Source organism: Dyadobacter sp. HNCC25DJ185 (genome assembly GCF_056895195.1).
Window position 1 is genome coordinate 209,908 of record NZ_JBXHAR010000004.1, and the last position, 22,812, is coordinate 232,719.

Annotated in this window: 22 protein-coding genes; 11 read left to right on the forward strand and 11 right to left on the reverse strand. The window is 45.4% G+C overall.

What is annotated here, in order from left to right:
• Nucleotides 1-309: 309 nt before the first annotated feature.
• Nucleotides 310-981, reverse strand: a complete 672-nt coding sequence (locus tag AC1XUF_RS12760; protein ID WP_483342185.1) for a hypothetical protein — start codon at nt 979-981, stop codon at nt 310-312.
• Nucleotides 982-1,303: 322 nt separating this feature from the next.
• Here AC1XUF_RS12760 and AC1XUF_RS12765 point away from each other — a divergent pair, with 322 nt between their 5' ends.
• A complete protein-coding gene (locus AC1XUF_RS12765; protein WP_483342186.1) occupies nt 1,304-1,543 on the forward strand; it encodes a hypothetical protein in 240 nt (79 codons plus the stop codon).
• Between the two features lie 118 nt (nt 1,544-1,661).
• Nucleotides 1,662-2,096 carry a hypothetical protein gene (locus AC1XUF_RS12770; protein WP_483342187.1) on the forward strand — a complete coding sequence of 145 codons (435 nt, stop codon included), beginning with the start codon at nt 1,662-1,664 and terminating at the stop codon, nt 2,094-2,096.
• 70 nt (nt 2,097-2,166) lie between these two features.
• Here the strand turns inward: AC1XUF_RS12770 and AC1XUF_RS12775 are convergent, their stop codons facing one another.
• Nucleotides 2,167-3,228 carry a hypothetical protein gene (locus tag AC1XUF_RS12775; RefSeq protein WP_483342188.1) on the reverse strand — a complete coding sequence of 354 codons (1,062 nt, stop codon included), beginning with the start codon at nt 3,226-3,228 and terminating at the stop codon, nt 2,167-2,169.
• A gap of 367 nt (nt 3,229-3,595) precedes the next feature.
• Here AC1XUF_RS12775 and AC1XUF_RS12780 point away from each other — a divergent pair, with 367 nt between their 5' ends.
• Together AC1XUF_RS12780 and AC1XUF_RS12785 are read left to right on the forward strand one after the other, a co-directional pair.
• Entirely contained in the window at nt 3,596-5,458 is a 1,863-nt protein-coding gene (locus AC1XUF_RS12780; RefSeq protein WP_483342189.1) for a hypothetical protein, read from the forward strand.
• Nucleotides 5,459-5,559: 101 nt separating this feature from the next.
• Nucleotides 5,560-6,321, forward strand: coding sequence for a hypothetical protein (locus AC1XUF_RS12785; protein WP_483342190.1), 762 nt, complete (start codon nt 5,560-5,562; stop codon nt 6,319-6,321).
• Between the two features lie 58 nt (nt 6,322-6,379).
• Here AC1XUF_RS12785 and AC1XUF_RS12790 read toward each other — a convergent pair whose 3' ends face one another.
• On the reverse strand, nt 6,380-7,198 hold the full coding sequence (locus tag AC1XUF_RS12790; RefSeq protein WP_483342191.1) for a hypothetical protein: 819 nt from the start codon (nt 7,196-7,198) through the stop codon (nt 6,380-6,382).
• 355 nt (nt 7,199-7,553) lie between these two features.
• Between AC1XUF_RS12790 and AC1XUF_RS12795 the strand changes: the two genes are divergently transcribed.
• The 3 genes from AC1XUF_RS12795 (at nt 7,554) to AC1XUF_RS12805 (ending at nt 9,224) form a co-directional block, all read left to right on the forward strand.
• Entirely contained in the window at nt 7,554-7,763 is a 210-nt protein-coding gene (locus tag AC1XUF_RS12795; RefSeq protein WP_483342192.1) for a hypothetical protein, read from the forward strand.
• A 303-nt stretch (nt 7,764-8,066) separates the two neighbouring features.
• A complete protein-coding gene (locus AC1XUF_RS12800; RefSeq protein WP_483342193.1) occupies nt 8,067-8,621 on the forward strand; it encodes a hypothetical protein in 555 nt (184 codons plus the stop codon).
• 78 nt (nt 8,622-8,699) lie between these two features.
• Entirely contained in the window at nt 8,700-9,224 is a 525-nt protein-coding gene (locus AC1XUF_RS12805) for a hypothetical protein (protein WP_483342194.1), read from the forward strand.
• Between the two features lie 2 nt (nt 9,225-9,226).
• Here the strand turns inward: AC1XUF_RS12805 and AC1XUF_RS12810 are convergent, their stop codons facing one another.
• The 3 genes from AC1XUF_RS12810 to AC1XUF_RS12820 all read right to left on the reverse strand — a co-directional run bounded on the left by AC1XUF_RS12810 (nt 9,227) and on the right by AC1XUF_RS12820 (nt 14,068).
• Nucleotides 9,227-9,649 (reverse strand): hypothetical protein, encoded by a 423-nt coding sequence (locus AC1XUF_RS12810; RefSeq protein WP_483342195.1) that lies wholly within the window; start codon nt 9,647-9,649, stop codon nt 9,227-9,229.
• A 17-nt stretch (nt 9,650-9,666) separates the two neighbouring features.
• Nucleotides 9,667-12,402, reverse strand: a complete 2,736-nt coding sequence (gene mobF / locus AC1XUF_RS12815; RefSeq protein ID WP_483342196.1) for a MobF family relaxase — start codon at nt 12,400-12,402, stop codon at nt 9,667-9,669.
• A gap of 190 nt (nt 12,403-12,592) precedes the next feature.
• The gene (locus AC1XUF_RS12820) at nt 12,593-14,068 is read right to left on the reverse strand and encodes a type IV secretory system conjugative DNA transfer family protein (RefSeq protein ID WP_483342197.1); all 1,476 of its coding nucleotides are present in this window, start codon (nt 14,066-14,068) and stop codon (nt 12,593-12,595) included.
• Nucleotides 14,069-14,299: 231 nt separating this feature from the next.
• On the opposite strand from AC1XUF_RS12820, the gene AC1XUF_RS12825 reads away from it, so the two are divergent.
• The 4 genes from AC1XUF_RS12825 (at nt 14,300) to AC1XUF_RS12840 (ending at nt 15,692) form a co-directional block, all read left to right on the forward strand.
• Nucleotides 14,300-14,572 (forward strand): helix-turn-helix domain-containing protein, encoded by a 273-nt coding sequence (locus AC1XUF_RS12825; protein ID WP_483342198.1) that lies wholly within the window; start codon nt 14,300-14,302, stop codon nt 14,570-14,572.
• 172 nt (nt 14,573-14,744) lie between these two features.
• Nucleotides 14,745-15,107, forward strand: coding sequence for a hypothetical protein (locus AC1XUF_RS12830; protein ID WP_483342199.1), 363 nt, complete (start codon nt 14,745-14,747; stop codon nt 15,105-15,107).
• A 1-nt stretch (nt 15,108) separates the two neighbouring features.
• Nucleotides 15,109-15,315 (forward strand): hypothetical protein, encoded by a 207-nt coding sequence (locus tag AC1XUF_RS12835; protein WP_483342200.1) that lies wholly within the window; start codon nt 15,109-15,111, stop codon nt 15,313-15,315.
• Entirely contained in the window at nt 15,312-15,692 is a 381-nt protein-coding gene (locus AC1XUF_RS12840; protein ID WP_483342201.1) for a retroviral-like aspartic protease family protein, read from the forward strand. The genes AC1XUF_RS12835 and AC1XUF_RS12840 overlap by 4 nt, the downstream gene beginning before the upstream one ends.
• An 11-nt stretch (nt 15,693-15,703) precedes the next feature.
• On the opposite strand, the gene AC1XUF_RS12845 is transcribed toward AC1XUF_RS12840, so the two are convergent.
• The 5 genes from AC1XUF_RS12845 to AC1XUF_RS12865 all read right to left on the reverse strand — a co-directional run bounded on the left by AC1XUF_RS12845 (nt 15,704) and on the right by AC1XUF_RS12865 (nt 22,569).
• Nucleotides 15,704-16,906, reverse strand: coding sequence for a phage integrase SAM-like domain-containing protein (locus tag AC1XUF_RS12845; RefSeq protein ID WP_483342202.1), 1,203 nt, complete (start codon nt 16,904-16,906; stop codon nt 15,704-15,706).
• Between the two features lie 676 nt (nt 16,907-17,582).
• Nucleotides 17,583-18,056 (reverse strand): DUF6252 domain-containing protein, encoded by a 474-nt coding sequence (locus tag AC1XUF_RS12850; protein ID WP_483342203.1) that lies wholly within the window; start codon nt 18,054-18,056, stop codon nt 17,583-17,585.
• A gap of 195 nt (nt 18,057-18,251) precedes the next feature.
• On the reverse strand, nt 18,252-19,064 hold the full coding sequence (locus tag AC1XUF_RS12855; RefSeq protein ID WP_483342204.1) for a LytR/AlgR family response regulator transcription factor: 813 nt from the start codon (nt 19,062-19,064) through the stop codon (nt 18,252-18,254).
• Nucleotides 19,061-22,081: a histidine kinase gene (locus AC1XUF_RS12860; RefSeq protein WP_483342205.1), complete on the reverse strand. Its 3,021-nt coding sequence runs from the start codon at nt 22,079-22,081 to the stop codon at nt 19,061-19,063. The genes AC1XUF_RS12855 and AC1XUF_RS12860 overlap by 4 nt, the downstream gene beginning before the upstream one ends.
• 68 nt (nt 22,082-22,149) lie before the next feature.
• The gene (locus tag AC1XUF_RS12865; protein WP_483342206.1) at nt 22,150-22,569 is read right to left on the reverse strand and encodes a hypothetical protein; all 420 of its coding nucleotides are present in this window, start codon (nt 22,567-22,569) and stop codon (nt 22,150-22,152) included.
• Nucleotides 22,570-22,812: the final 243 nt, after the last annotated feature.

The following is a 22,812-nucleotide window of genomic DNA, read 5'->3' on the forward strand; positions in this document are numbered from 1 at the left end:
AAATCTGCTTCGGGTAAAAGAGCCCAGACACTGATTCGTAATCCTAAGAGCGGGCCGGGGTAGCTCTATCGGTATTGCTAACTAACTTCTAAAACAGGAATAATTACCTGCTGCGTTTTTATCTTCCCTGCAAAATCAATATAAAAATCATGTAACTACGCCTCGCCTTGTTTGCCCGGATCCTGTTGTTTATTTTTTTCGTTCTCTATCGTTCAAAAAAAATCTCAAATCCTACGGGGGTATAAATGGATACCGTATCTGATTTTACATGATGTAAAATTGACATTGGGAAGCAGGCGAAAAAATACCCTATGGGGCTTCCGGGGAAGGTAATGGCTTTGAAATAATTAAATCTTTCCTGTCCTCTCCATTGTCCTCAAAGAACAGATTGTACCCCTCCCAAGCAGATTTCATTCCACCCTGCCCTTGACCGTTCGCTTTATAGCCACCTATGGCGTCGGCTAAGGCAACTATGTTGAACCGGGAGCGAATATTCCTTTTCCCGCAATTTTTGACAGTTTCTTCTACATTCCAATCATTTGTATGAAGGGCCGCGATAGATTTTAACAAATCACTCATAGTGATTTTTTTGGCTGTCGGCTGGGTCAGACAAAGATACTTTATGACTTTTGACAAATTTTTGTTATCATTCTCTGAAGCAACGCCTTCTTTCTCCTCTCCTTTTTCATCAAACAAAAGTTGATATGCCACTTCAACGTCGTCTTTCCAATCTTTATATTTTCCACCAACTGCCTCAAAAACAGCGACTATATTGAATTCAGGACGTTCATCTTCATCTTCAAGAGTAAGTATATTATTTGCCTTCTCAACATCCCACTCATGGGAGTGAAGTGTTTTAGTTACATCAAGCAGCCCGGATAAAGGAATACCTCCCCGAAAACCAATGCTATCCCTCTCATCCATCCAACCGATCATGGTCATCAACTTAATGAGCTTACATAAATTTGTATTTTCCGGCATTGCTATCTCCTTCTCCTGGATGGATTTACCTGCTGGGACGCTATCAAAACAGAATGTATTATGTCAACAAAAATTCACCGTTCGAACAGAGTATCTCTATTAGAGCTCCTTTTGACGACTTCCCATTATTTGTCAGCTACCCCTGTCAAATACAGGTATCATCCTTTATATCCATAGATTCAGCATCAGGTTTTCGATTTTACAGGAAAATGTGTGCTTTTTATGGCGGTCAAGAACAGCCCAGCGTTCTTCTGCTTCACGCTTCAGGTACGCTTTTATCGTCTCCTGATCCGATGTTGTCAAAGATGCAATTTTATCGGGATTGAGAAAAAAACTCCTGAAACTGGAATTCAAAAAGGTAATGGATTTGCCTTTTCTGAGCGAAATGGATGCAAAAGAAGGGACAGTTTCTCACACTGTTCCAGAAAGCCAGGATGATGCGACATACATTGTTTTCCGGATTCCGTTACATCTCGTCAAAAACAATTTCAACCGCATCGCTTCACTCTTGAAGCCCTATGTGCCGCCAAAAAACTACACCTGGAGCAAGCTGGAACCCTAGGACTGCGCTCTATTTCGCTGCCAAGGCTAGAAGCAGCAAAACTTTCAACGCGTCTTGACATATCTATACCCGAAATTCGCAAAAGTGCCGGTTTTGGCCCCTTCATAACCGTAAATCCATGATCAACGTAAATTTCGAAAATATCCTAAGGATGTCTATGGCTCTGGTACCAGTCCAAAGCCGCAATAGTACTAACGCGCAAGCATTGCCATCGCCTCTCGGATACCTCTATTTTCTTGGGCAGAGCACTCAGCAGTTTACAGGCGGCAGGCAATCAGCCGCCCCAGGTGATACAGAAAGTCCGCCTGATTTCAGTTTCTGGGCTGCCGCTATCGCTTTCATCTTGACCAGCTTGTATCTCTACACTGACCGATATTTTGGCTTAGCAGGGTCGATCATCGCAAGCCTCATTGCCGCCTATCTGACTGGCAGCGTTTTCAACATGCTTATGCGAATGACCGTTTTTTTGATCAAGCTTGCAATCTATATAGCGATCGTGCTCGTTGCCGGATATTATTTTATGAAAATCTTTCAGGGTGCTGTGCATTTCTGAAATGCCGATGAGGGATCATGATCGAGCGCTTCGTGATTTCATTGAACCGAAACGCTCGATCGCTATAGTCCTATTCCTCCTTATCCTCATCCCTGAAGGAAATATCATTTCTTCGTTCAACCCACTGGGTGAAGTATTTAGCGCTATAGATAGGCTCCTGAATTGAGCTCAGGCGGCTTGACTTTTTCTCAGCCAAATAAAAAGCAATTGCTCTCAGTGTGACATTTTCCTTCTCGATGTCATCCTTGACGATTAAGGCCTTCGGAGTAAGGTCTGCCAAAGGATCTTGTTTCGTTACAACGACCGATTTTGTCAGATTTCTATGAACATCCATGCTTGTCGATAAGTAGGAAAAGTGCCCCACCGTAATCTCGGCGCTGGAAAAGCTACTACTATTCTCCGTGAAGAGCACGAGATTAGCAAATGCACCGCTCAGCCCTTTCATCAAAAACACTGTCCTGCCTTTATTATCAACTGTAACCAGCCCCTCAAACAGCTCCATAAAATCATCTTCATCCAGCCCAACACCCTCGATCGTCGCTGTATAAAATCCAAGATCATCTTTGGTCTTCTCTATTTTAAGGAGCATTCTCTCCACGCCCTCTTTACCCGCCCACTTCTTGTATTTATATAAATACCAGGACGATCCCGCAAAACCGTCAAGCAAGTCCGCCTTTAAAAGATTGACGAGAGGCCAACTTTTCTTAGAATGCACACCGAATTTCCAGATGAACTCAGAATCGCTCCACTGGAACGCCCGCTTAAAGTTCCTAAGTGCTGTATCAATAATCCGTTCATAAATCTGCTCTGAGCTGATAGGATTTGTCTCGGCATTAACGCTTACCTTTTCGGTTGGATGATCACGCATATACACAAGTTCATTCAAAGGAATACCAGCATTTTCTTTTAACGGCACTCTTGACCATCGGGATGCGCCGCCAGCGTCCTCCGGAACTGTGTAGATTGAGATAAAATCATGCGTTTTATTCGATCGTGGTGTTTTACCGTTAATTTCCGTTTGCGGTAACAATTCGAACAGGACAGCCCAATTCTCCCAGATAAAAATACGCAATTGATGGACCTGGTACCGGGCCAGGAATTGTGAGGCAATTACATCTATTTTTTTACTCATAAAAGATCCCGTTCGGGAGGGTTATAGTGAAAAATTTGATTGCCGGTTTAACATTGCAAGACGCTGCAATTTTTGCATTTTTTCATGCTCATCTGTCTTCTGACATTTACGCTATCAGCGCAAAAATTCTGATTAGCGAACCGACATCATTCTTTTTCACCATACTTATGAGGAAGCTAAGGAATATTAACGCTGCGTAAAATTTCGGTCTGAAGATATAAAATCATAGTTACAAAACAGATCGTATTTATTTCAATTTTCTCGCGAAACGATTTAAAACATTCATTCAAAAGAATGGATTTAACTATCTGAATCCATTATTGAACTTTTCAAAGCCCCTTCTTTTAATGACCTAAACATCAAGACAATGAAAAACACGCTTTCAAGGCTTCCGAATGTTTTTCAAAACAGGGAAGACGAACCGAATGAATGGCAACGTCACCTGCGCTCCATTCAAAAAGAACGAAAAAATGCCCGGAGCGATGCCTATCATCTGGGAATGATGGGGATGCAAACACTCCCCTTGCTGGAGCAAAAGCTCGATGCGTTTTTAGACCGTACGAAAACAAGCGCTGAAACTGACCTTTCCGTCATAAGCAAGGCCTTGGAAACACAGCTTGAAAACGTTGAGAGCGAAATTGACGACAATCCGCTCGGCTCGCAAATTTCCAAAAGCTATCATGGTGACCGTTTCGCCCTGAAAGATTTTGCGATCTCACTCCTTGAAAGCAGCATAACGCGGCGAGAACAAAGACTGGCTGGATATCGGCTGAATGAGCTGGATGTGATTGAAAAACTCGGGACCTTCGAAAGCAAGAAGGCAACCACCAGTATCGGGCTATGGAGCAAGCCTGCGGGCAAACTCCTATTGTCCATGATCGTTGGAATTGGTGAATTACTTATCTTAACCCCAATTCTGGAAGCAAGCGGCACATGGGGAAACACGATCGAGCTTTACCTGTTCTCAGCTGTGCTTGTATGCCTTCTGACCGTCAGCACCCATATCTCCGCGCAGTTTTTCGCAGACCGAAATCCGGCCCTGGCGATCCTATCTATTCTGGCGGGTCTTCTTTTGATTGCCGCACTTGCACTTATAAGGTGGAATGACGCGAATGCACTCATATATCTGATGATCAACGTCTCATTCTTTCTTCTCGGAACCCTTATCGCATATCATGCTCATAAAAGCTCCGCCTATGCAGACCTGCTAGCCCGCAAAAAGAGCCTTGAAAAACGGATCATTAGAACAGGAAGAGCCATTGGACGACTGAAAGGATTGAGGGATGGCATTTTAAAAGTGAGCCAACGAAGAGCTATTCGCAGAGGACTGCTTAAAAATGAAGAGCTCTCAAGGAAAAAATTAAAAATCAATGAGATGCGAGCAAAAATTGAGGCAAAATCTGAAACGCTTGACGCCATCTTTCAGAGCATGCGGACTGAGGCATCGTACGATTTTCGGCTCTCGTACGCATCCGGAAGACGTGATCGATGGTTTTCCCTTGCGGTGATTATCATTGTCAGCCTCTTTATGATTAACTGCCAATCAGTAGCCAAGGACGAGTACCGGGACATCTTTCTTGTTTTCGATGCCTCAACGTCAAACAGTGGAGCTGAAAAGCCTTCCCCAACAGCTGTTTTCGCAAAAATCGATGAGATCCTGGAGCTGGATCGCAGAAGAAACGGCCGCTATGGAATTAATCTGTATCTCGGCTCGCTTGGAGAGTCCAAGATCCCTAAAATCAGAAAGATTGCTTTGGCTCCCGGCGAGCCATACTTTCTTCGAACAGAAAATAAGCGCGTTGCCGAGATTAAAGCCTTCGGGGATTCCGTGCGAGCCGCCATCACGGAAACACTGTCAAAAGCACCCAGAGACAGGATGACACGAGCGAATGCTGGCCTGTGCTACTTTATGCAGGCGATGCTTCAAACACAATCAGGCAAGCCGGTAAAAAGAAACGTGATCTTGATTTCTGACATGACGGAAGCAAGCCCCGTATATGCATTCCCGTCATCCGGGGCAAGCGCTTCATTTACAAAAAGCAATTATGCGAAGATCTCACGCCTGATGAAAAGCGATTGTGAAATGCCTCGCCTTGATAACGTCTCGTTCGAGATTTGTCATCAGCCAAAGGTGCAGCTGGAAGATCAGTTCCTGGCAGCAACAGCGTTTTGGAAAGCCTATCTGCTCGATCATGGCGCAACCGATGTAAAAGTCTCAACGAGCATTTGATCGGCTTTCGCCCCTCCCGCTTAATCTAAGCCATCGCCTCACTAACCGGTCCTGCTTTGACCGGGAAAGGATCTATTGCCTTCTAAAATCTGTGTAAGCCTATGAAAAAGATATTGGAAATCGTGTTCCGTTACATCTTCACCTTATCGGCGCTGAGTTTAATGATTATGAGCCGCTCAAGGATTGGAGCTGATAATTTTTTACCCTGGGGTGTTCAACTGAAATATCCGGTCGTACGGATCTTCATTCGCCTCTTTACAGTGCCGCTCCTCTTCATTTGGATCCGGCTTTTCTTCATGCTGGAATATATGTCAGCACCTTCCGTTGTACCGTTCGATACTGACATGAGCTTCTATGAGCAGTTAACGGCATATCGCCCCTATCCGCTCTCAGGAGCATCAGCTTTGCAGCTTCTCTACTATTTGAGCCTCGCAGCCCCAATCGTCGCGCTTGCCCATTTGATTGCCATTGAGGTTTACTACATGCGCAAAGTACCGATCAGCTCTTCATCGCTAGGGAAATGTGGTTTTCTCGACAATCTTGAAGGAAAGCGGCTTTTTAAATTGACCGTCGATAAATATGTAATCTGGACAATCGAAGCCGTCTGGATATTTTGCATAGGAATAATTATCAATCTCACGCTTGCGTCGACCGGACTATCATCATTGTTCCTGGCAGGCGGCATATCGATGCTACTTCAAACGCAGATCCTGCGGCTTAACAACAGGGATACTATTCAGCGTGTCGTCGATGGCAGCGGAATGTATGAGGGAATACATCCCGCAACGCAGAAACTGAAGTCCGCAGCAAAAGCCAGCTCTAAAGGGCGTTCAGAAGATGAACACATTGCCGGGATAGCATAACTTACTTGTTAAAACGAAAGGCCGGACACACTTTGTCCGGCCATTAACGTGAATTAACCTAATTTACGCCTGGCTTTGGCTGACGCATGTATGGCTCTTTACCTTCGAGCATATCACCTGCAAACTTCATAAAACCGACAGTATCATACTTTGATTTACGGCCATGCCAGATCACTTTATGTGTATCCGCATAGTTGAAGCTATCCAGCTTCTTTTTCAGCCAATCAGCCTGACCATGAGCAAAGAGCCCCTCCGCTGCTGCCGGTGCCCAGAGGATATTGCGCTGATTTAATTGTGGCAGGGCATCAATGGTGGATGCAAGCCATTCACCATAACCGGCCTGGGCAAGTTCCCAGACAGCATCTCTTTTTTTAAGGATCTGCGTTATTTGATCTTCTTTCAGTGTCGCCAAGCGATCAAGCGCCTTATTCCCTTTTGGATGATCGACAAAAAGCCTGACCGCTCCATCCAATGATAATATCTTGGTGAGTTTATCATTGATAAGGCCGCTTGCGCGTTCAAAAAACATCTTTTCACCGCCGCCTAGCAGATTGATGGCGACAACGGGCCGTGACATCACGCGGATGAACTGCTCATCACTCATCTTCCCAATTTTTGAAATGACCCAAGGCTGCTGGCCTCCCGAAACCATCCGCTCGACCACGTCTGGCTTTGCCAAGATGCGCGAGAGGGCGTCGTTATTGACCTTATCAAGCTTATTCTTGAACCAGTTAACCGGTACGTCTCCGTCTGGAAATGAACTTCTCGCAAAAGCCTCGGCAAATGCATTTTTATCGATCATAAAGACAACATCCATCAGGGAGGCAACTCTTTCAAACTCCTCAGTCATGCCATCTTTATTGGGCAGTGCGCTCATCAGCGATCTCCTTCTGTAAAATCCGTTAGCGGAGATATATAGTCACCTGAAAAGTTATGTCAACAAAAAACCATTGCAATATGAGGCCTCCTATTATCGGAGATTATCATTTTCAAATCGCGGGGGAGAAAAGCGTGGCGAACGGGATTGTTACAGGAATTGACTAATCCGCCATTTAAACAGTTCCTATCGATCATCGTTCTGATCATCCGTTTTATGCTCTCCCCGTTTGCCGTCAAATGCTCATTCGTTCCTCACCGGCTGCAAGCAGCCTTTCGCTTTATTTGACTGCTGCACTTAACGGGACAGCATCTTTCGGAGTGGTCAGAAACATGAAACGAAAGGAAAGTTCAAAATGACAAATGATACAACTCCAAAAACTAAAAATCCTGATTTCCATGCCTTCACAGTCAAGCAAATAGGCGACAACAATGACAATCACTGGATCAGGATCGGGGCAGCCTGGTATCACGACCGGAATTTAGGTCTCACGATTGATCTCGACTGTACACCTCTTGACGGCAAGATTGTCCTGAGAGTTCCGAAAGACAGTTCTTACAGCTAAATCCTACTGAATGAAGCATGGGCTAGCTGGTTCATGCTTCATCTTTTCTCAAATCGTGAGAGCGCGCCACCTCTATTCTAGCCGTTTGCACCAAAGGATTTCCTAAGGGCTTCGCCCTCGCGCCACAAGGGTAAAGGCGCTTCGCTTCCTGTTTCTCAAAAATTTTCCCCTGCCCTTTCCGGGCATTCCTCGCGGATGCTTCGCTTCAAAATTTCCGAAAAACAGCCCTTGCGTTTGCTACCCCACCCTCGGCGGGGCCAAGGGTGCATTCGCACCCAACTCTCATTTTAAAGGAGAAAAAACATGAAACGCATAAGAGAAAATTACATTCCGGCAAACGCCCAGCTTCATTTTGCTGATGATCAGTCAAGCGCCATCATTTACCGTTATGAGAAAGATGGAAGCCCGATAGGTCTTGCTTTCCAGGGCAGAGCGCAAAAACCTTCATGGCATTACCGTTTCCAGTCCGCCGAAAGGCAAGAGCAGTATGAGCAGGGATTTATCAATTCTGTCCGTGCGACAGAAGAGCGGAAAAAGGAGTACCGCGAAGAAAAAAACAAGCCGCACACTCTGAAGATCGGCGATATCCTCTATACGTCATGGGGATATGACCAGACCAATATTGATTTCTACCTCATAACAGACATTACCGGAAAATCACTTTTCCTACAGGCAATCGGAGCGGAAACAGTGGAAACGACGAGCTGGGCGTCTGATATCGTCGTGCCAGACCCAGAAAGACGAATTGGCCTTCCTTTTGTGAAGAGAGCAGACGGGTTTAACACCGTCAGTATTAATTCGCACTGCACGGCACATCGTTATGATGGCAGGCCCTTACATCGTTCCTGGTATGCATAAAACCGCGAATTTGGCCTGAATTCTCACTTTTTCTTTGTAAATTTAGGGAAAGATGATCCTTCCCTAAATTTTAATGCTATGGATAAAGATGAGTATGATTCAAGGGAATCCGAGTACCAGGCGGCACTTGCCGAAGCCCACAAGGCGCTTGATGAAAAAGACGCGGTAAAAGCCCGCAAAGAGGCGGAAAAAGAGGAGCTGCGTAAGGCCCAGACAAACCGCAATCTCAGGATGAAACAAAGGACATTCGGCAGTACAGATAAAGAATACGAGAATGTCAGAAAAGCTGAACTCATCCGTAAAAAACTCCGGCAAGACCTGGAAGAGTCGGAGAAAAAGCAGGAACGGGAGAAAATTGAGAAAGCGTTGGAGCTTAAATTCTTTGGCTCCCGCGATAATCGGTTAGAGGCGCGGCAATCGGTCTATGGCATAGCTGACGCGGAAGTGCAGCGCCTCAGACAGCAGAAGGACCAAGAGGCACAGCAACAAAAAATAGAGCGGGAGAAATATCTGCGCCCTGATTTTGACAGGCCGCACGTGATCGATCTTGCCAAGGGCCAGTCAACAGTGGAATATAACAAAGATATCGCCCTGGAGCGTTAACCTCACCCGCCGTACTCTTCAATCTTCACCGTTTCGATCACTGGCTCATCACTCGCCGGAAAAAAGGATGCGTCTTGCTCCTTGATCCAAGAGACACGATGATCAAAAAAACAGTCAAAAACGGTGCGAAGATTAAGTCCTGTGATCCTGATCTGAAAAGTGACAAGGCTAATAATGATTTCTCCGCTCCCGTCAAACTTCATCGGCGAGACAACATCGTGATAAAATATCCCTGAGATTGTTCCATCCGCAAAGAAAATTCTGAACCCAAAGGCCCGTCCGTCATTTTCGGACAGGGCGTAGCATCCGGAAATAGACGGTTCAGAAGCCCCTTGGGCTAGCGGCTCCCCCGAAGCTTTCTTATCAAATTGTGCCGCCCGTAAAGAGGGCGGCAATGGGCGGTCGTCTGAAAATGAATTTGCCATGTGCTGTATAATCCTGTTTATCGGGTCATTTCCATGTCGGTATCGTGGGCGCGGCCACGCACATTATTAAAGACAGAGCTTGTTTTCTCACGGGCTCCGCCGAATATCTGAAAGCGTTCCTTGATCGCGTACATCCTGTTTCTCTCCCTGGCCGCCTCCATCAATTCCGTTGCAGATAACCGCTCCGCGCTCCGCTCAACGGATTTAAGCAAATACTCCTTATCATCCGTAAAAATTGCGATATCGAACTTCCCACGTGATGCAGAGACATAGAACTGTTCTTTACTCGAGGAGAGGCCGGATTGCGCTGTCTGTAAAATCAGCACCTTATTGACGCTGCGCCCCTGCGAGGCTGGCGAAGTTGTATAATAAGCGTGCGTAAAATTCCGGTAATTCTTGTCAAGGCAGATCTCGTTCTTATCTGTTTTCGCAAGGATATTGCCTTGCTTGTCAAACCCTGAGACCGTCAGAATCGCGCCGTTATTAAGGCGCTTTTTCTCAATAGAGAAGCCATTCTGCGTAATCCGGATTAGATCCCCCTTCGCAAGCTCCGTGTTTGTTTTTTCGTAGATACTGTATTTTTTGTGCTCTTGTAGCGGCAGGATTTTGGGAACGCCCTCCGCGGAAATAAGAATATTGCCCTTCCCGTCACCACCTGCAACATTGTATTTCTCTCCCCGTTTGAAGCCCTGGACGTTCTGATGAAACTGGATGGACATCCCCTTTTTATAGTTTGCAATGTCCCGCTTTTCCGCCTCAGTGAATGAGAGCGGGTTCTGCGTTTCAAAGGTGCGGTCCCTCTTGCCAAGCTTTTTCTGCGCTTTGAGCCCTTGCCGGATGGCCTCCGTCAGAGCCTTCCCCTGATTATGCGTCGTGGAGACGACCATAACGGACTCATTTTTTTGCCGCGCAGAAACATATTCCTTAGAAATCGCCTCGACCGCCTCTTCAAATGTTTCACTTTCCTTGATTGCCCCCATACGTTCAAGCATTCTGTAACCTTTGCTGATATGGCCTTCAGATAAAGCGCGAATAGCTGCCCTATAGTCTTCTGTTTTCTGGCGCTGAATTTTATTGATATAGGCGGGCTTCACACCAGCATATTTCTGCAGAACGCGCAAAGCATCTCCGCGGGCAACAGATGAGTGTTGCCGCGTATCGCCCGATAAAAGCAGCCGTGCGTCTCTCTCCTTACACACAGTCAAGACATCATTAAAGGTCTCGCATCCAATCAAGCCCGCCTCGTCAAGCCAGACAATATCCCCTTTCTGGATACCCTCTTGCAGGCGCTTGCTTTGCAGGAGCGCCGCAATCGTCGTTGCATTCTCAAATCCCTCATCACGCTGTACGCCCCGCGATGCACTCGCAGACGGCGAAAACGCATGCAAACCAAGATTTTTTCCCTTAACGGCGGTCGCGATCTCTTTCATCGACCAGGTTTTGCCCGTCCCTGCCCCGCCAACCACGAGTGTTACAAGGTCCCTGGACCTCAAAACGTGACGCACAGCGTCCCGCTGTTCCTCATTGAGCATTTCGTTCTGAGGGACATAATCTTTTGCTATGGCCGGAAACTGTCCCTTCCCGGCCCGCGCCGCCTGGATAAGCTTGCGTTCTTCTTCGAGTGCAGCTTTGCTCGTGAAGACGCGCTCTGCCCCGCTTCCTTTTGAAAGAAGATCTTTACGCGAATTAATCTCGTGCTGGATTTGCGGCATGGTTGTCTTGCCCATTGAGTGCTTCATCGCAAGGAGCATCAGTTCCTCATGGTCAATCACTGACTTTCGCTCCAGCACATGCTCAATCGCGTAAGTGACGGCCTTCCCAGCAGCTTCTTTTTCGGTTTCCTTATCCGCCTTCCCTTTGTTTTTTGCTTCATGAATGAGCTTAACTTCGCGCTCATCAAGTCTTGATACCCATTCCTTTCTTAACTCCTCCTGAGTAAGCCCCGTTCGCTTGTTAGCCCGCGTTCGAGCGCCCACTTTGTCTTTTCCCGTCGCCGCTTCAAGACCAAGCGCTTTTGCCTTCTCGTTGACTTCAAGGGTTCGACGAGAAAATTTTTCTATGGTCTCCCGTCCAAACCCGGCAAGTTCAAAATCACTCCGGTTCCGCTCAATCTGATATCCGGCTTTCTGGAGCTCGTAGGCAAGCCGGTTGTGAAAAAGCGTCTCATAAAATGGAGCCTTTCTTTTAAGATTTCGGAATTGACCCGCCTTCCAGGCCTGTTCCTTCTCGTCAAAAGTCGCATTGAACACAAAGCAGTGCGTATGAAGATGCGGATCGGGATACCCATCAACAGGCCGTGCATCACGGTGCGTAAAGGATGCCCAGACGAGATTGCCTGTCGTTCTGTTCTCCGCTTTACCTTGCTTGCGAACGCGTGCCTCCGAGGACTTCTCAAGTTCGGTCATCGTGTAGTTGACAGCGTTATTTAGCGCATCAGTGATCGCATGATCATTTGTTTGCGAATGAACAATCGATACACTCTTGGGCACTGAAAAAGTGAAATCGTAACCAACAGTTCTTTTGGACACATCACGGGAGGTCAGCTTTTTTCCAGTACCAGGCGTGATATTGTGACATAAATTATGAAACTGCTCCTTCTCCACATTACCGTTTAGGCCGAGCTGCTTTGCACCGAGACCACCCCACTGGCCAGTGATATCTTCTTTTCCTGCGTAGTAGTCCGAACGAGCAAGTCCATCGTTAAAATACCGTGTTGCCTGCTCCCCAGACTGGTTCTGAGTGATACGTAACATACATTAAAAACGGTTAGATTTTGCATGAATAAAATTTCACAGGCATCTTCCCTAAGCACAGCTTAGGACAGTTTTGCCCGTGGTTCACAGGGGATCAAGTGACCCGCAAATGAGTTATGACTCACGGGCCCAAGCACGTGTTAAATAATCGAAGAGATTAAATCTGGTTAAGCAATCATGTGTGAACTGATCACCTGTTTTGAAGGAAGACAGCCCGAAAATGATTTTTCTCGTTACTGAATATTCTTCCAGTACTGGTGACGATTGCATCAACCTTAAAATCATTACGAGGGCCACCGCGACGGAACATTGTAAATTCAATCGGCTCGACCTGAAATTGGCGTTGATCCGAAAAAGATCCACCCGAGCCATTGGACGTTCCGAAATTGATCGAGTTTTTTGAAACAAAACTCTCCCCAATACTCCGCGCTGCGAAACTGTTGGTTTCAACTTCATCATTTGCACAGTAAATCTTTGTTGCGAGATTTCCGATAATTGAGCCAACATAATCTCTCGGATTACTACCACCGATCAGCGCATAGAGGTTCGGCAGGTTTTGTGTGATATTTACAATGCAGCACTTGCTTTCCCGCGCTGTGCTATTAAAAATATTGTCGTACCGGTTTGAAAAGAGATGATACTCGTCCTGAAAGAGAAAAACGGGCATCGGGAATTTGCTTGTGTCGCGCTGTTCAACCTGCTTTTGCCAAGCATATTTAAACATTCCCTGGCCGACGACGCCCAGATTTAGCCATTCCTTTACCGGCAGATCAAGCACGATAATTTTACCTTCAAAAGTGCGTTCTGGCAGAAGTTCGTCCGATACACCTTCTGTGAAATATTCCGCGAGCATCCCTGTGCGAAATGGATCAATGAAAGCAAAAAGCTGCTCTTTGATCCCGCTTCTTGTCTTACTGGCAAGCTTTGGAAAATCTGAGAGAAAATAGGATTTGATAGCTTCAAAGATGCGGAGCTGGGCGGGTGTCTCCACTTCAGTGTATGCCCAGGTTAAGCAGTGAACCGTAAAGCTCTTTTTCCCCATTTCTTCCAGATGATGCTTGCCATCTTCATCATATGTTTGAATAAAATGCTCGAAGTTCAAGAGTGCGGATTCTGCATTATTGTTAAAATCAGATTCGGTAGGAATATCGCTTATAACCTTAACAATATTGGTCATGGTCAGATCGTATCTGCCGCTCAGAATAAGGAGGTGAAATGTGTTTTTTAACAGCCTCTCCATCGCCCAGATCCAGAAGGGATCAGATGAGCCGCCACCACTTTGCATTGTTGCCCGGCCCTGCATCTGCATCGCCGTAGAGAATAACCCTACAAGGTTTTCTACTTCTCGTCCGCCTTTTTTGGAACGAAGCTCATAAAGAAGTGGATTAAACTCGAGCCTGCTATCAGAACCAGGAGAAAAGACAACAACGTCCTTTAACCTGTTTTCCTTTTTCGCATATTCAACCCATCTTTTCGTCTCACCGACTTTTGCAGTAAGAACAAGACCGCCCATTCCTTTTCGCAAAAAGGCTCGGGCAATCGATTCACCCGGACCTGATGTTTTTCCGGATCCAATAGAGCCGAAAATCATTGTTCCAAGGGTACAGTCGTCAAGGGTAAACACATCCTTGTCCGACAATTTGTAAATTGGCGTTTGTAAATCCATCGTTTGAATTTGGCTTAAATGATTGAGGAGTTCAGAATTTCAAAGAGCGCCGTCAGGATGAGGGATCTCGCGCTGACCAAGTAAATTTCGCGATCTTGTCCGTCAACAGGCCTTGCACTTTTTGTAGGCTCTTGCAAAAACGGCGATCGCAAAAAACGATTTCATATCTTTCCATCATCGTCGGAATTACGCCGAAAACCTTTCGAATTCGCTCGTAAACCAATAATAGATATGGAAGTTATTTGTGTTGAAACTGAGGCGTTTTATACGCTCATTGAAGCCGTTGTCAGGCGAATAGGGAAAGCAGCGCCTGCGCAGGAACCAGAGAAATGGATCAATGGCAAAGAAGCCATGGCCCTTCTAAACATCAAATCAAAAACCACTTTGCAAAACCTTCGGGATGAGGGAAAAATAAGGTTCAGCCAGCCAAAGCGAAAGGTTATTCTTTATGATCGGGCATCGATCATGAGCTATCTCGAAACGTGTGTCAGGGAACCATTTTAAGATAGAACTTGAAATCACACCGGAATGAGATTGTGATTAAACGCATGTTTTTACCACTTTTTCATTCCGGTGTGACCGTTCACTAAAGAATTCAGTCCAAATACAGCATTACAATCAATCAAGATTGAATTTCAGACCGTTATGGCTAACTTGTTGTATAAAAACAAAGTATATGGATACAGAACATATCGAAGAAACAGTACCGCTTGCAGACGTATTGGAATTCATTTCCAGTCAAATAGTGGAAGCAGATCGCAGAGTTCAGAGCAAAATAAAAGCTGGGGAGCTTAAGGGTGCTTCAATGCTCTTTGAGGAGTGTGAAGTGGAGTTCGGCATCAATATTGAAAAAAAGGCCGAAGTCGGACTTGTTATTAAAGTCCTTAATCTTGGAGGAAGTACCACGAGGGAAAATACCAATACTATCAAAATCAAGTATGTCAAAAACCCTGAAAACCCCTTGGTAAGTAACGTAGTGGCTGAAAAGTTGTTGCAACCAGATGATGTACCTCCCGGCCCACCTTTAATAACCGATTGATATGGCTGTACACCCCGGATCTATTTGGATCGACGCTAATTGGGATGAGCTCAATCCATATAACAATAAGTGGATCGCTGCTAACGAAAATGGCATTGTCATTAGTGGAGGTTCGTTTGATGATCTTCTATCAATCGTCATCGACCGCAAAGACATTCAAATCAAGGATGTTATTTTTTTCTTCGTAACATTTGACCCAGTAATATGACAGTCCATTTTCCAAATCTCATTACATATACCGGAAACCGCCCATATGCAGATGTTGAAATTTTTGGACCGAGTGGTTCAACCAGCTTCAAGGCACTAGTCGACACGGGCGCAGACTATCTTACCTTGCCGGTTTCCGTAGGACTCGCAGTCGGGCACGATCCTGCAAAAACCGGCACATCTATGACTGCCCATACGGCATCAGGGTCAGTGACCTCTTATTTAATGACTGGGATATCAATTAAAATTGAGGGCCAATCTGTTACAGCGAGTGTGCTGTTTACTACTGCATCATCTCCAATGCCATTGCTGGGTCGTGAAGCGATATTGCCGACCATGCATATTGGCTTTGACCCCGCTCAATGGATGTGGGTGTAGGAAATCACCTATTAGCCTTCCAATACGGCATCCAGAGCATCATCAGCTGTTTGATGAATAAAGTTAGCCTGGTAGCCAATTGTTGTCGTGATATGCGTGTGCCTGTACAGCTTCTGGAGCATTTGGACAGGGATCTTATCTCCGGAAATATTCCCAAATGTGTGCCGTGCAATGTGCATGGTAAGCTTCTTGGTAAGCTCCATCTTTTCTGCTATTTTAGAAAGATAGTCGTCACAGCTGCGAATGCGCGTTTTGATGTGGCGCTGAACAGCTAGATCATTGGAAAGATCATTGTTTCGAGCCAAATCTGGGAATAGAAGATCGTGTTTATTTCCTGTCGGGTACTGATCCATTATGCGAAGGGCTTTTTCTGGCACTTTCAATGAGTCAGCTTTCTTATTTTTACCCATAGTGTAAAAAAGGCGTTCGTTCTGAAAGTCGGACCGTTTTACACGAAGAACGTCAGACGCTCGCATACCCGCGAAATAATAGGAAAACAGCCAAAGGTTACGTGCATGATTTTCAGCGGGAGGCAATTTGATCTCCTCGAGCGCCTTAACCTCTTCTTTTGTTAGACCAATCTTTGTGCTGTCTGGAAATTTGATCTTAATCTTGCCTTTTCCAAAAGGATAGTGCTCTTTGTTTGTGATCTTGGCTTCAATCGCCCGGTTGTAGATCGTACGAATAACGACAAGATGATTGACAATCGTCCTTTCACTCACCCCCCGCGTGCTTTTCAGGTAAACGCGGAATTTCCTCAATAAGACGGGCGTAATCTCTGAAAAGGCGATGTCCGCCCCCTCCAGAAATTCCTTAAATCTGTTTACCCGAGGTTCATCCGCTGATTTCTGGTTGAACTTCCCGGACTGCTCGAGTTCCTTTATGTATATCGCAGCCTGAGCAATGAATTTCGTTTCTTTATTCTTGCCGAGAGATTTCACAACCGCTTTGGAGGTCGTATCAGAATTACCCTTTTCCAGCTCAATGAGTTTATCTGTGGCATCAGCAATTTTTCTCGCAATGAGATTATTCAACCACGCTGAGTTTGGATGAGATTTCTTCACCCTCTGCTTTATAGGATCCCAATCAGATTCAAGTATACTGTGACCAATACTGACCTGGGAAATCCGTCTTTCTTTAATAATCCGCAGGTAGAGGTTCCTCTTCCCTTCTTTGTTATCTTTATTCCGGAGAATTACTGTGACCGATGCCATATCGATAATGTTTACAAGGCAAAGATACAGGATTTATGCCAAACATTTGCCAAACAAATCGCGATTCAAAACAGATTTTAGCAAATCAATAAATTACATAAATATCTGATTATCAGTGTTAATAATATCAAAATAGATCACATAAAACCAAAACACGCAGGACTTAAAATCCTGTGAGCCGAAACGCTCGTACGGGTTCGATTCCCGTCCCCGGTACTGATTTTGAAGAGGTTACGCAATCAAATGTGTGATCTCTTTTTTTATGCGCGAAAATTCGTGCCAAACAGGCTCAGGGGGGGCAGTCCGAAAAGTTGGGGGGTGACTGAAAAAATAGTTTTTTTGTGATGAACCAATTTAAGGTCCCTCTTTTGAATTTTCTAAAATCATAAAAAAAGCAGACAAGTTGGACCTGTCTGCGCCATGACGCCTACTGAGAAAGCTGCTTCCCTAGCTTCCCTCAGGCTCGTTAAAATAAGCAAGGATAATGAGAGTTTTCATAGGACTTTTTTACCATTAAAATAAATATTAATCTCCTGAAATCAAAAAGATAGTCCTGCATAAGCTGACTTTTATTTCAGTAGGGCTAAAATATCTGTTAAAGATTAAATAAACAGCCCACAAAAAAGGCTGCTTGTGGGCAGCCGGGTGTGTATAGATCTATTGTGGATAACGCCATTTAACGCACGTTCACGTTAAAGCTTCCTTCCGTCAGTACGCGTTTAACTTTGCCTGAGGCGTCCATCGCGACGAAGTTGAAAGTCCCTGCAATGTTGGTTGCTGTTCTTTTTGTAATCGTAATTGTTCCGCTACCGCCGTTGATTGTGGAAAAGCTCTCTTTATTAATAGTCATTACACCAAAATTTGTTTCATTAATGGGTACTGTACCTTCTTTCACGCTATTCGGCAAAGCGATAGCGACTACATCACTTGTTTTGCTGTCCAGACCATAAATTGCGTAATAATTGTCATTACCGGGGAAACTGGCAAGTGCATAAGCATAATCAGGCGTATAGGCCTTGCCATCTACTTTGACACTGAACCCTACCACGGAGGCTGGATCCGGGGTAACATCGTCTGACTTTTTGCTGCATGAAGTCAAACCAACAAGGCTAATAAATATCAGGACTGCGAAGAAACGTAGAGCTTTCATAGTGAAATTGGGTGTTGTTTTAGAATTTAAAATCTTGGTTAACTCAGGGATTGGGGTTGCTTTTGTTACCTTGTTTCCCTTTGGACATTTCAAAACTAATACAACAGGAAGGGCGCGATTTTTCGAATATACAGGAGGCTGGTTTTACTTTAAAGGTGGCAGGGATAATCCTAAAAATGGCAGACCGTAAAACTTTTATTTGAGCTTGCCTGAGTTCACATAGAAATCAGATAACAGTGCCAGGAACTCGTCTTTACGCCGACGTGAAACTTCGATTTCAGTATTATCGCTCATCCATACCTGCCCTCCGTCGCCCTTCACATAGCGCTTAATGTGTTCCAGATTGATGATATTCGATTGGTGAACACGGAAAAAATAGAAGTTATCCAAAATCTCTTCATACTCTTTTAAAAGCCGCGAAACCACAATCACGGGCCCTTTAACCAGGTGAAATTTGGTATAAGAACCCAACGACTCGCACTGGATGATTTCGGTCATCTGTACAAAGTGGATCCCTTCCGCAGTAGGCAACGCAATACGCTGATTTTCATTTCTTTTACGCTGAATCAACCGCGGGCTTTTGGCGGGATCGAGATGTTCCTGTAAAATTTGCAGCTGCTGCGGGTTAACGCTGCCGATCTTGGATTTGAATTTCTCCACCGCTGTCTGCAGTTCATCAGGATCGATGGGTTTTAGCAGGTAGTCGATAGCGCTGAAACGGAACGCCCTGATTGCATATTCCTGGTAAGCCGTGGTAAAAATGACGCCAAAGTCTATTTTCTCAAAACTCGTCAACAGGTCGAAACCCGTTTTCCCGGGCATCTGTATATCCAGAAAAACCAGGTTAGGACGCTCTTTTACGATCAGCTCAATACCTTGGTCCGCATTTTTCGCCTCCCCGCAAATTTCTACGTCCGGACAAATAATACCAAGCAGGCTGGTAAGTGCTTCACGTGCATTGGTTTCGTCATCAATAATGACTGCTCGCAGAAATTGCCCCATTTTCATACGTTTTCGATTGGAATGATCATTCTCACCCTGGTACCTGCCGGGTTACCATCTACGCCATGCAAGTCTATTAACTCGAGTTTTGCCTCGCTGTCTTTTCTTCGCAGTGAATCAAAAATACCTCGGGTCATTTCCTGGCCACGAGAAATATGTCCCTCAGTCCGTGGCGCAAACCTACGTCCTACCCCATTGTCTTCAATGGTACAAATGATGTGTTTGTTTTCAAGCCTGGCCGTAATGATCAGCTTTTTCTCCCCCTCTTTGGGCATGAGCCCGTGCCAGATCGCATTCTCAACGTAGGGTTGCAGCAGCATTGGCGGTAATTGCGCGTCCAGCAGCGCTTCATTTTCCTCTATATCAAAGACATAAGTAAATTCATGGTTAAAGCGGAACGACTCTATTTCCACGTACATCCTCAGCGTGTCCACAATTTTCTCAAATGACAGATATTGATGATTTGAGTTTTCCATGATCCTCCTCACCAGCTTGGAGAATTTGGAAAGATACTTGGCCCCCTCAATGCCCCGGTTGGTCAGAAGATAGTTTTGCACTGAATTGAGGGAATTAAATAAGAAATGGGGGTTCATCTGGGATTGAAGTGCTTTTAGCCGCCACTCCGCAATCTGCAGGTCTAGTTGTGTCCTTTCCGCCAACGTATTGAACCTCCAACGCATCATGCCAACAATGAGCGCGGCGATAGATAACCCGATCAGAATCCTGAAAAACCAGGTATTTGTAAAGTAAGGCCTTACCGTCAAATGGATTGTCAGCGGCGTCGCACTTTTGACACCGGAATTATTGCTACTGACCACTTTCAGAACGTAGGATTTCGCAGGAAGATTTGTAAACGATACCGTGTTCTGATTTCCCAGATCGATCCAGTTGGAATCAAAACCTTCCAGCTGATAACTGTAATGATTTTGCGAGGCAGGCTCAAAATTGAGCGTCGAGAAATCGAGCGTCACTGCGTTTTCATCTGGCTGAAGCACGATTTCTTTTGCAGGGTCTTTCTTCCACATTTTCCCTTTTACTTCAACCTTGCTCAGCGCTATTTGGGGACTGGTCAGCTGCCTGCCGAGCTGATTGACATTCAGAATATTGATTGCATTGGTATGCCCAAGTAACAATTCCTTACCCGGCTTGTAGTAAAATCCGACAGGCGCATTACTGCGCAGGCCTTCAATGGTCGTCAAATAGCGTATTTCCCGGGATTTTAAATTGGCTATATGGATGCCTTCATTGGTACTAAACCACAAACTTCCACCTGGGCTTTCGGCTATATTGGCACAATATGTGTCGTTCAATGGAGTGGTCTTGAACGAAAATGTATGTAACACCTCGCCCGACTTTGCGAGTTTGGCAACACCTCCCCAGCTGGCTACCAGGATCGAACCGTCGGTTGTCAACTGCATGCCGTTAATACAGTCCCCTCCCAGCCTCTTGCCTTTATTGAAGGGCAATTTCTCGATATTGATAAATTCCCTCCGGCTTTCATCATAGAAAAACAGGCCCCGCGAACAAGTTGCGATCCAGATCTTCCCGTCCAGGCCTTCCAGAATTCCTTTGATATAACTCAGGTTTACGAGCTTACGCATTTCCTTGTCATCCCATAGCTTGATCTCCGCATTTGTGACAGGGTCAATAACCTTCAGTCCTTCGTTCAGGTTGGCGATCCAGAGACGGCCCTTTCTGTCTGTTAAGCCATCCCGGAAATCCCGGTTCCGAAAGTGCTGCTTGCCAGGCTTCCATTCGGAAAAATCCTGCTTATCCCCGATAAAAATCCCTTTATCCGTAAAAGAAAAAGGCCTGCCCTGAATCCATCGCAACTGTTGTGATTGTGCGTTAAAAGGATACTTCATCAACCTGAATTGATTGCTGTTGGGGCTCCATTCTATCACCCCGGAATGTGAAAGCCCAAGCAGATAAGTTTGATTGGGAGTGGGCAGTATGCAAGTGATCTGGACGGGAAGCCGCACAATATTCGATGGCAGAGTGATGGTCCGTATGCCGACATTCCGGTAACGGTATTTGTAAACGCCTTCGCTGGTACCCACCCACAATATTCCGTTCGTTTTGTCATCGAACATATCATTGACTTTTATTCCATTGTTATAAAACTCGGGTAAATGGTATAACTGACCAGTCTCCGGATAAAGAATGCTGATCCCATCACTGGTTCCTATAAACAGGAGCTTGCGGCCGTTTTCATCCGACGACTCCTGAACGCACAATACATTGTTATGCTCAAAACCAGCCTTACGGACACTGTAAGACTTGTCGCCAGGCGAAAAACGAACTAAACCATATTCATACCCTCCGATCCAGAGATTGCCCGCAGCATCTGCCGAGGCTTTGCTAAGCCTTATCGGGATCTTATTTGCAGGCAATTCCGCATCCATTCCAAGCTCACAAATCAGTCTGTCATTTTTGCGGTCATAGCTGTACAACCCCAATTCCGAAACGACCCATAACCTTTTTTGGGCATCCTCGAAAAAGCTGGCGTACTGGTATATATCGCCCCCCGAGGCAGAATTTGAAAAAGTGTAGCGGCGCAGTTTCTTTGTAGAAGGGTCGTACCGTTTCACAGAAGAATAATCGCAAACCCATACCTGGTCGTGGGAGTCCACCATTCCCTGCTCATGCAGATCGTTTCCGGGGTCAGCGTCGTCATAATTGTTAAAAATCACCGTAGTCACTTCAAGCGTCCGGATATTAATTTTACACAAGCCACGAGTATCAACGGAAGTGTAGATATCCCCATTTGAATCCGCAGATGCCCCGGAGCAATAGCCTAGCAGCAAACTGTCGAGCCGAAGAAAGTCGTACCCATCATACCTGCATATGTTGCGTCCAGTACCGATCCATAAAAAACCGCTTTTGTCCTTGGTTAAGCACCATACATCGTTGGAAGGAAGCCCTTCCTTCGTCGTAAGATGTTCGAGCGTGAGGACCGGCATTTGGGCAATCGTTTTCCTGTAAGTACAAAAAGCAATGAGGAAAACCATTAGATACTTCATAAATCAAAAAAATAATACGCATTGTTATTTCACAAAAGCCCCTGCTTCGGCTGACCTTACTGCTCTTTTTACCTATCCGGCTTCATTGAGAGAAAAGGATAACAAATTGCCGCTACTGGGCTGGTGCAGCCTGAGGATCTCAGCAAACGATCGCTCTTTTTTTCGGGCATACCTTTGAAAGTCCCGGTTATTTTCCGATTCGGCAACCCGATCAATATCAGTCCGTTTTCATTGTTGATTATTCCCGACCGTTCCATGTCTTTTTGGGATTCCGCAGGGTGATAAGAACCTTCAATAGGAGTGTTACTAATCTGAACGCGCGTTTGAAAGGCCGGAATAGGGGTTGTTTTATCATCGGACGCGAATTTCCAGATAAAAAGTCCTGGAACCTTCAGGGAATCGTCGGGGGAAGGACAGGTATACTGCTTTTCATGGTAACAAATGACAAGTAATACGCCAAAAATAAAGTATGGACGAAATGACTTCATAAACGGGCTGAGAAATAGGATTAGAGGAACACTAACGTCAGTAGAATAATCACGGTAATGAGCAACAGTGCGATCCAGTCAAAACTTTTTTCCAGAAATCGGCGTATCCCGTGACAGCCATTTTTCAAGCTGTCCTTTCTGTTGATTTGTCCGCTACCTCCCATGCTCGTTTCATTGGTGAATGATAAATTACATTTTAAAAATGCCCATTAAGCGCAGATAATATGGATCGGATTGAAATGT

Excerpts from the sequence above, each read along its gene's own strand:
- AC1XUF_RS12805 (WP_483342194.1), top strand. The coding sequence starts at position 8,700 with ATGGATAAAGATGAGTATGATTCAAGGGAATCCGAGTACCAGGCGGCA.
- AC1XUF_RS12845 (WP_483342202.1), bottom strand. The coding sequence starts at position 16,906 with ATGGCATCGGTCACAGTAATTCTCCGGAATAAAGATAACAAAGAAGGG.
- AC1XUF_RS12785 (WP_483342190.1), top strand. The coding sequence starts at position 5,560 with ATGAAAAAGATATTGGAAATCGTGTTCCGTTACATCTTCACCTTATCG.
- AC1XUF_RS12760 (WP_483342185.1), bottom strand. The coding sequence starts at position 981 with ATGCCGGAAAATACAAATTTATGTAAGCTCATTAAGTTGATGACCATG.
- AC1XUF_RS12820 (WP_483342197.1), bottom strand. The coding sequence starts at position 14,068 with ATGGATTTACAAACGCCAATTTACAAATTGTCGGACAAGGATGTGTTT.
- AC1XUF_RS12855 (WP_483342204.1), bottom strand. The coding sequence starts at position 19,064 with ATGAAAATGGGGCAATTTCTGCGAGCAGTCATTATTGATGACGAAACC.
- AC1XUF_RS12770 (WP_483342187.1), top strand. The coding sequence starts at position 1,662 with ATGATCAACGTAAATTTCGAAAATATCCTAAGGATGTCTATGGCTCTG.
- AC1XUF_RS12795 (WP_483342192.1), top strand. The coding sequence starts at position 7,554 with ATGACAAATGATACAACTCCAAAAACTAAAAATCCTGATTTCCATGCC.
- AC1XUF_RS12865 (WP_483342206.1), bottom strand. The coding sequence starts at position 22,569 with ATGAAGTCATTTCGTCCATACTTTATTTTTGGCGTATTACTTGTCATT.
- AC1XUF_RS12800 (WP_483342193.1), top strand. The coding sequence starts at position 8,067 with ATGAAACGCATAAGAGAAAATTACATTCCGGCAAACGCCCAGCTTCAT.
- AC1XUF_RS12850 (WP_483342203.1), bottom strand. The coding sequence starts at position 18,056 with ATGAAAGCTCTACGTTTCTTCGCAGTCCTGATATTTATTAGCCTTGTT.
- AC1XUF_RS12790 (WP_483342191.1), bottom strand. The coding sequence starts at position 7,198 with ATGAGCGCACTGCCCAATAAAGATGGCATGACTGAGGAGTTTGAAAGA.
- mobF (WP_483342196.1), bottom strand. The coding sequence starts at position 12,402 with ATGTTACGTATCACTCAGAACCAGTCTGGGGAGCAGGCAACACGGTAT.
- AC1XUF_RS12840 (WP_483342201.1), top strand. The coding sequence starts at position 15,312 with ATGACAGTCCATTTTCCAAATCTCATTACATATACCGGAAACCGCCCA.
- AC1XUF_RS12830 (WP_483342199.1), top strand. The coding sequence starts at position 14,745 with ATGGATACAGAACATATCGAAGAAACAGTACCGCTTGCAGACGTATTG.
- AC1XUF_RS12775 (WP_483342188.1), bottom strand. The coding sequence starts at position 3,228 with ATGAGTAAAAAAATAGATGTAATTGCCTCACAATTCCTGGCCCGGTAC.
- AC1XUF_RS12835 (WP_483342200.1), top strand. The coding sequence starts at position 15,109 with ATGGCTGTACACCCCGGATCTATTTGGATCGACGCTAATTGGGATGAG.
- AC1XUF_RS12780 (WP_483342189.1), top strand. The coding sequence starts at position 3,596 with ATGAAAAACACGCTTTCAAGGCTTCCGAATGTTTTTCAAAACAGGGAA.
- AC1XUF_RS12825 (WP_483342198.1), top strand. The coding sequence starts at position 14,300 with ATGGAAGTTATTTGTGTTGAAACTGAGGCGTTTTATACGCTCATTGAA.
- AC1XUF_RS12860 (WP_483342205.1), bottom strand. The coding sequence starts at position 22,081 with ATGAAGTATCTAATGGTTTTCCTCATTGCTTTTTGTACTTACAGGAAA.
- AC1XUF_RS12810 (WP_483342195.1), bottom strand. The coding sequence starts at position 9,649 with ATGGCAAATTCATTTTCAGACGACCGCCCATTGCCGCCCTCTTTACGG.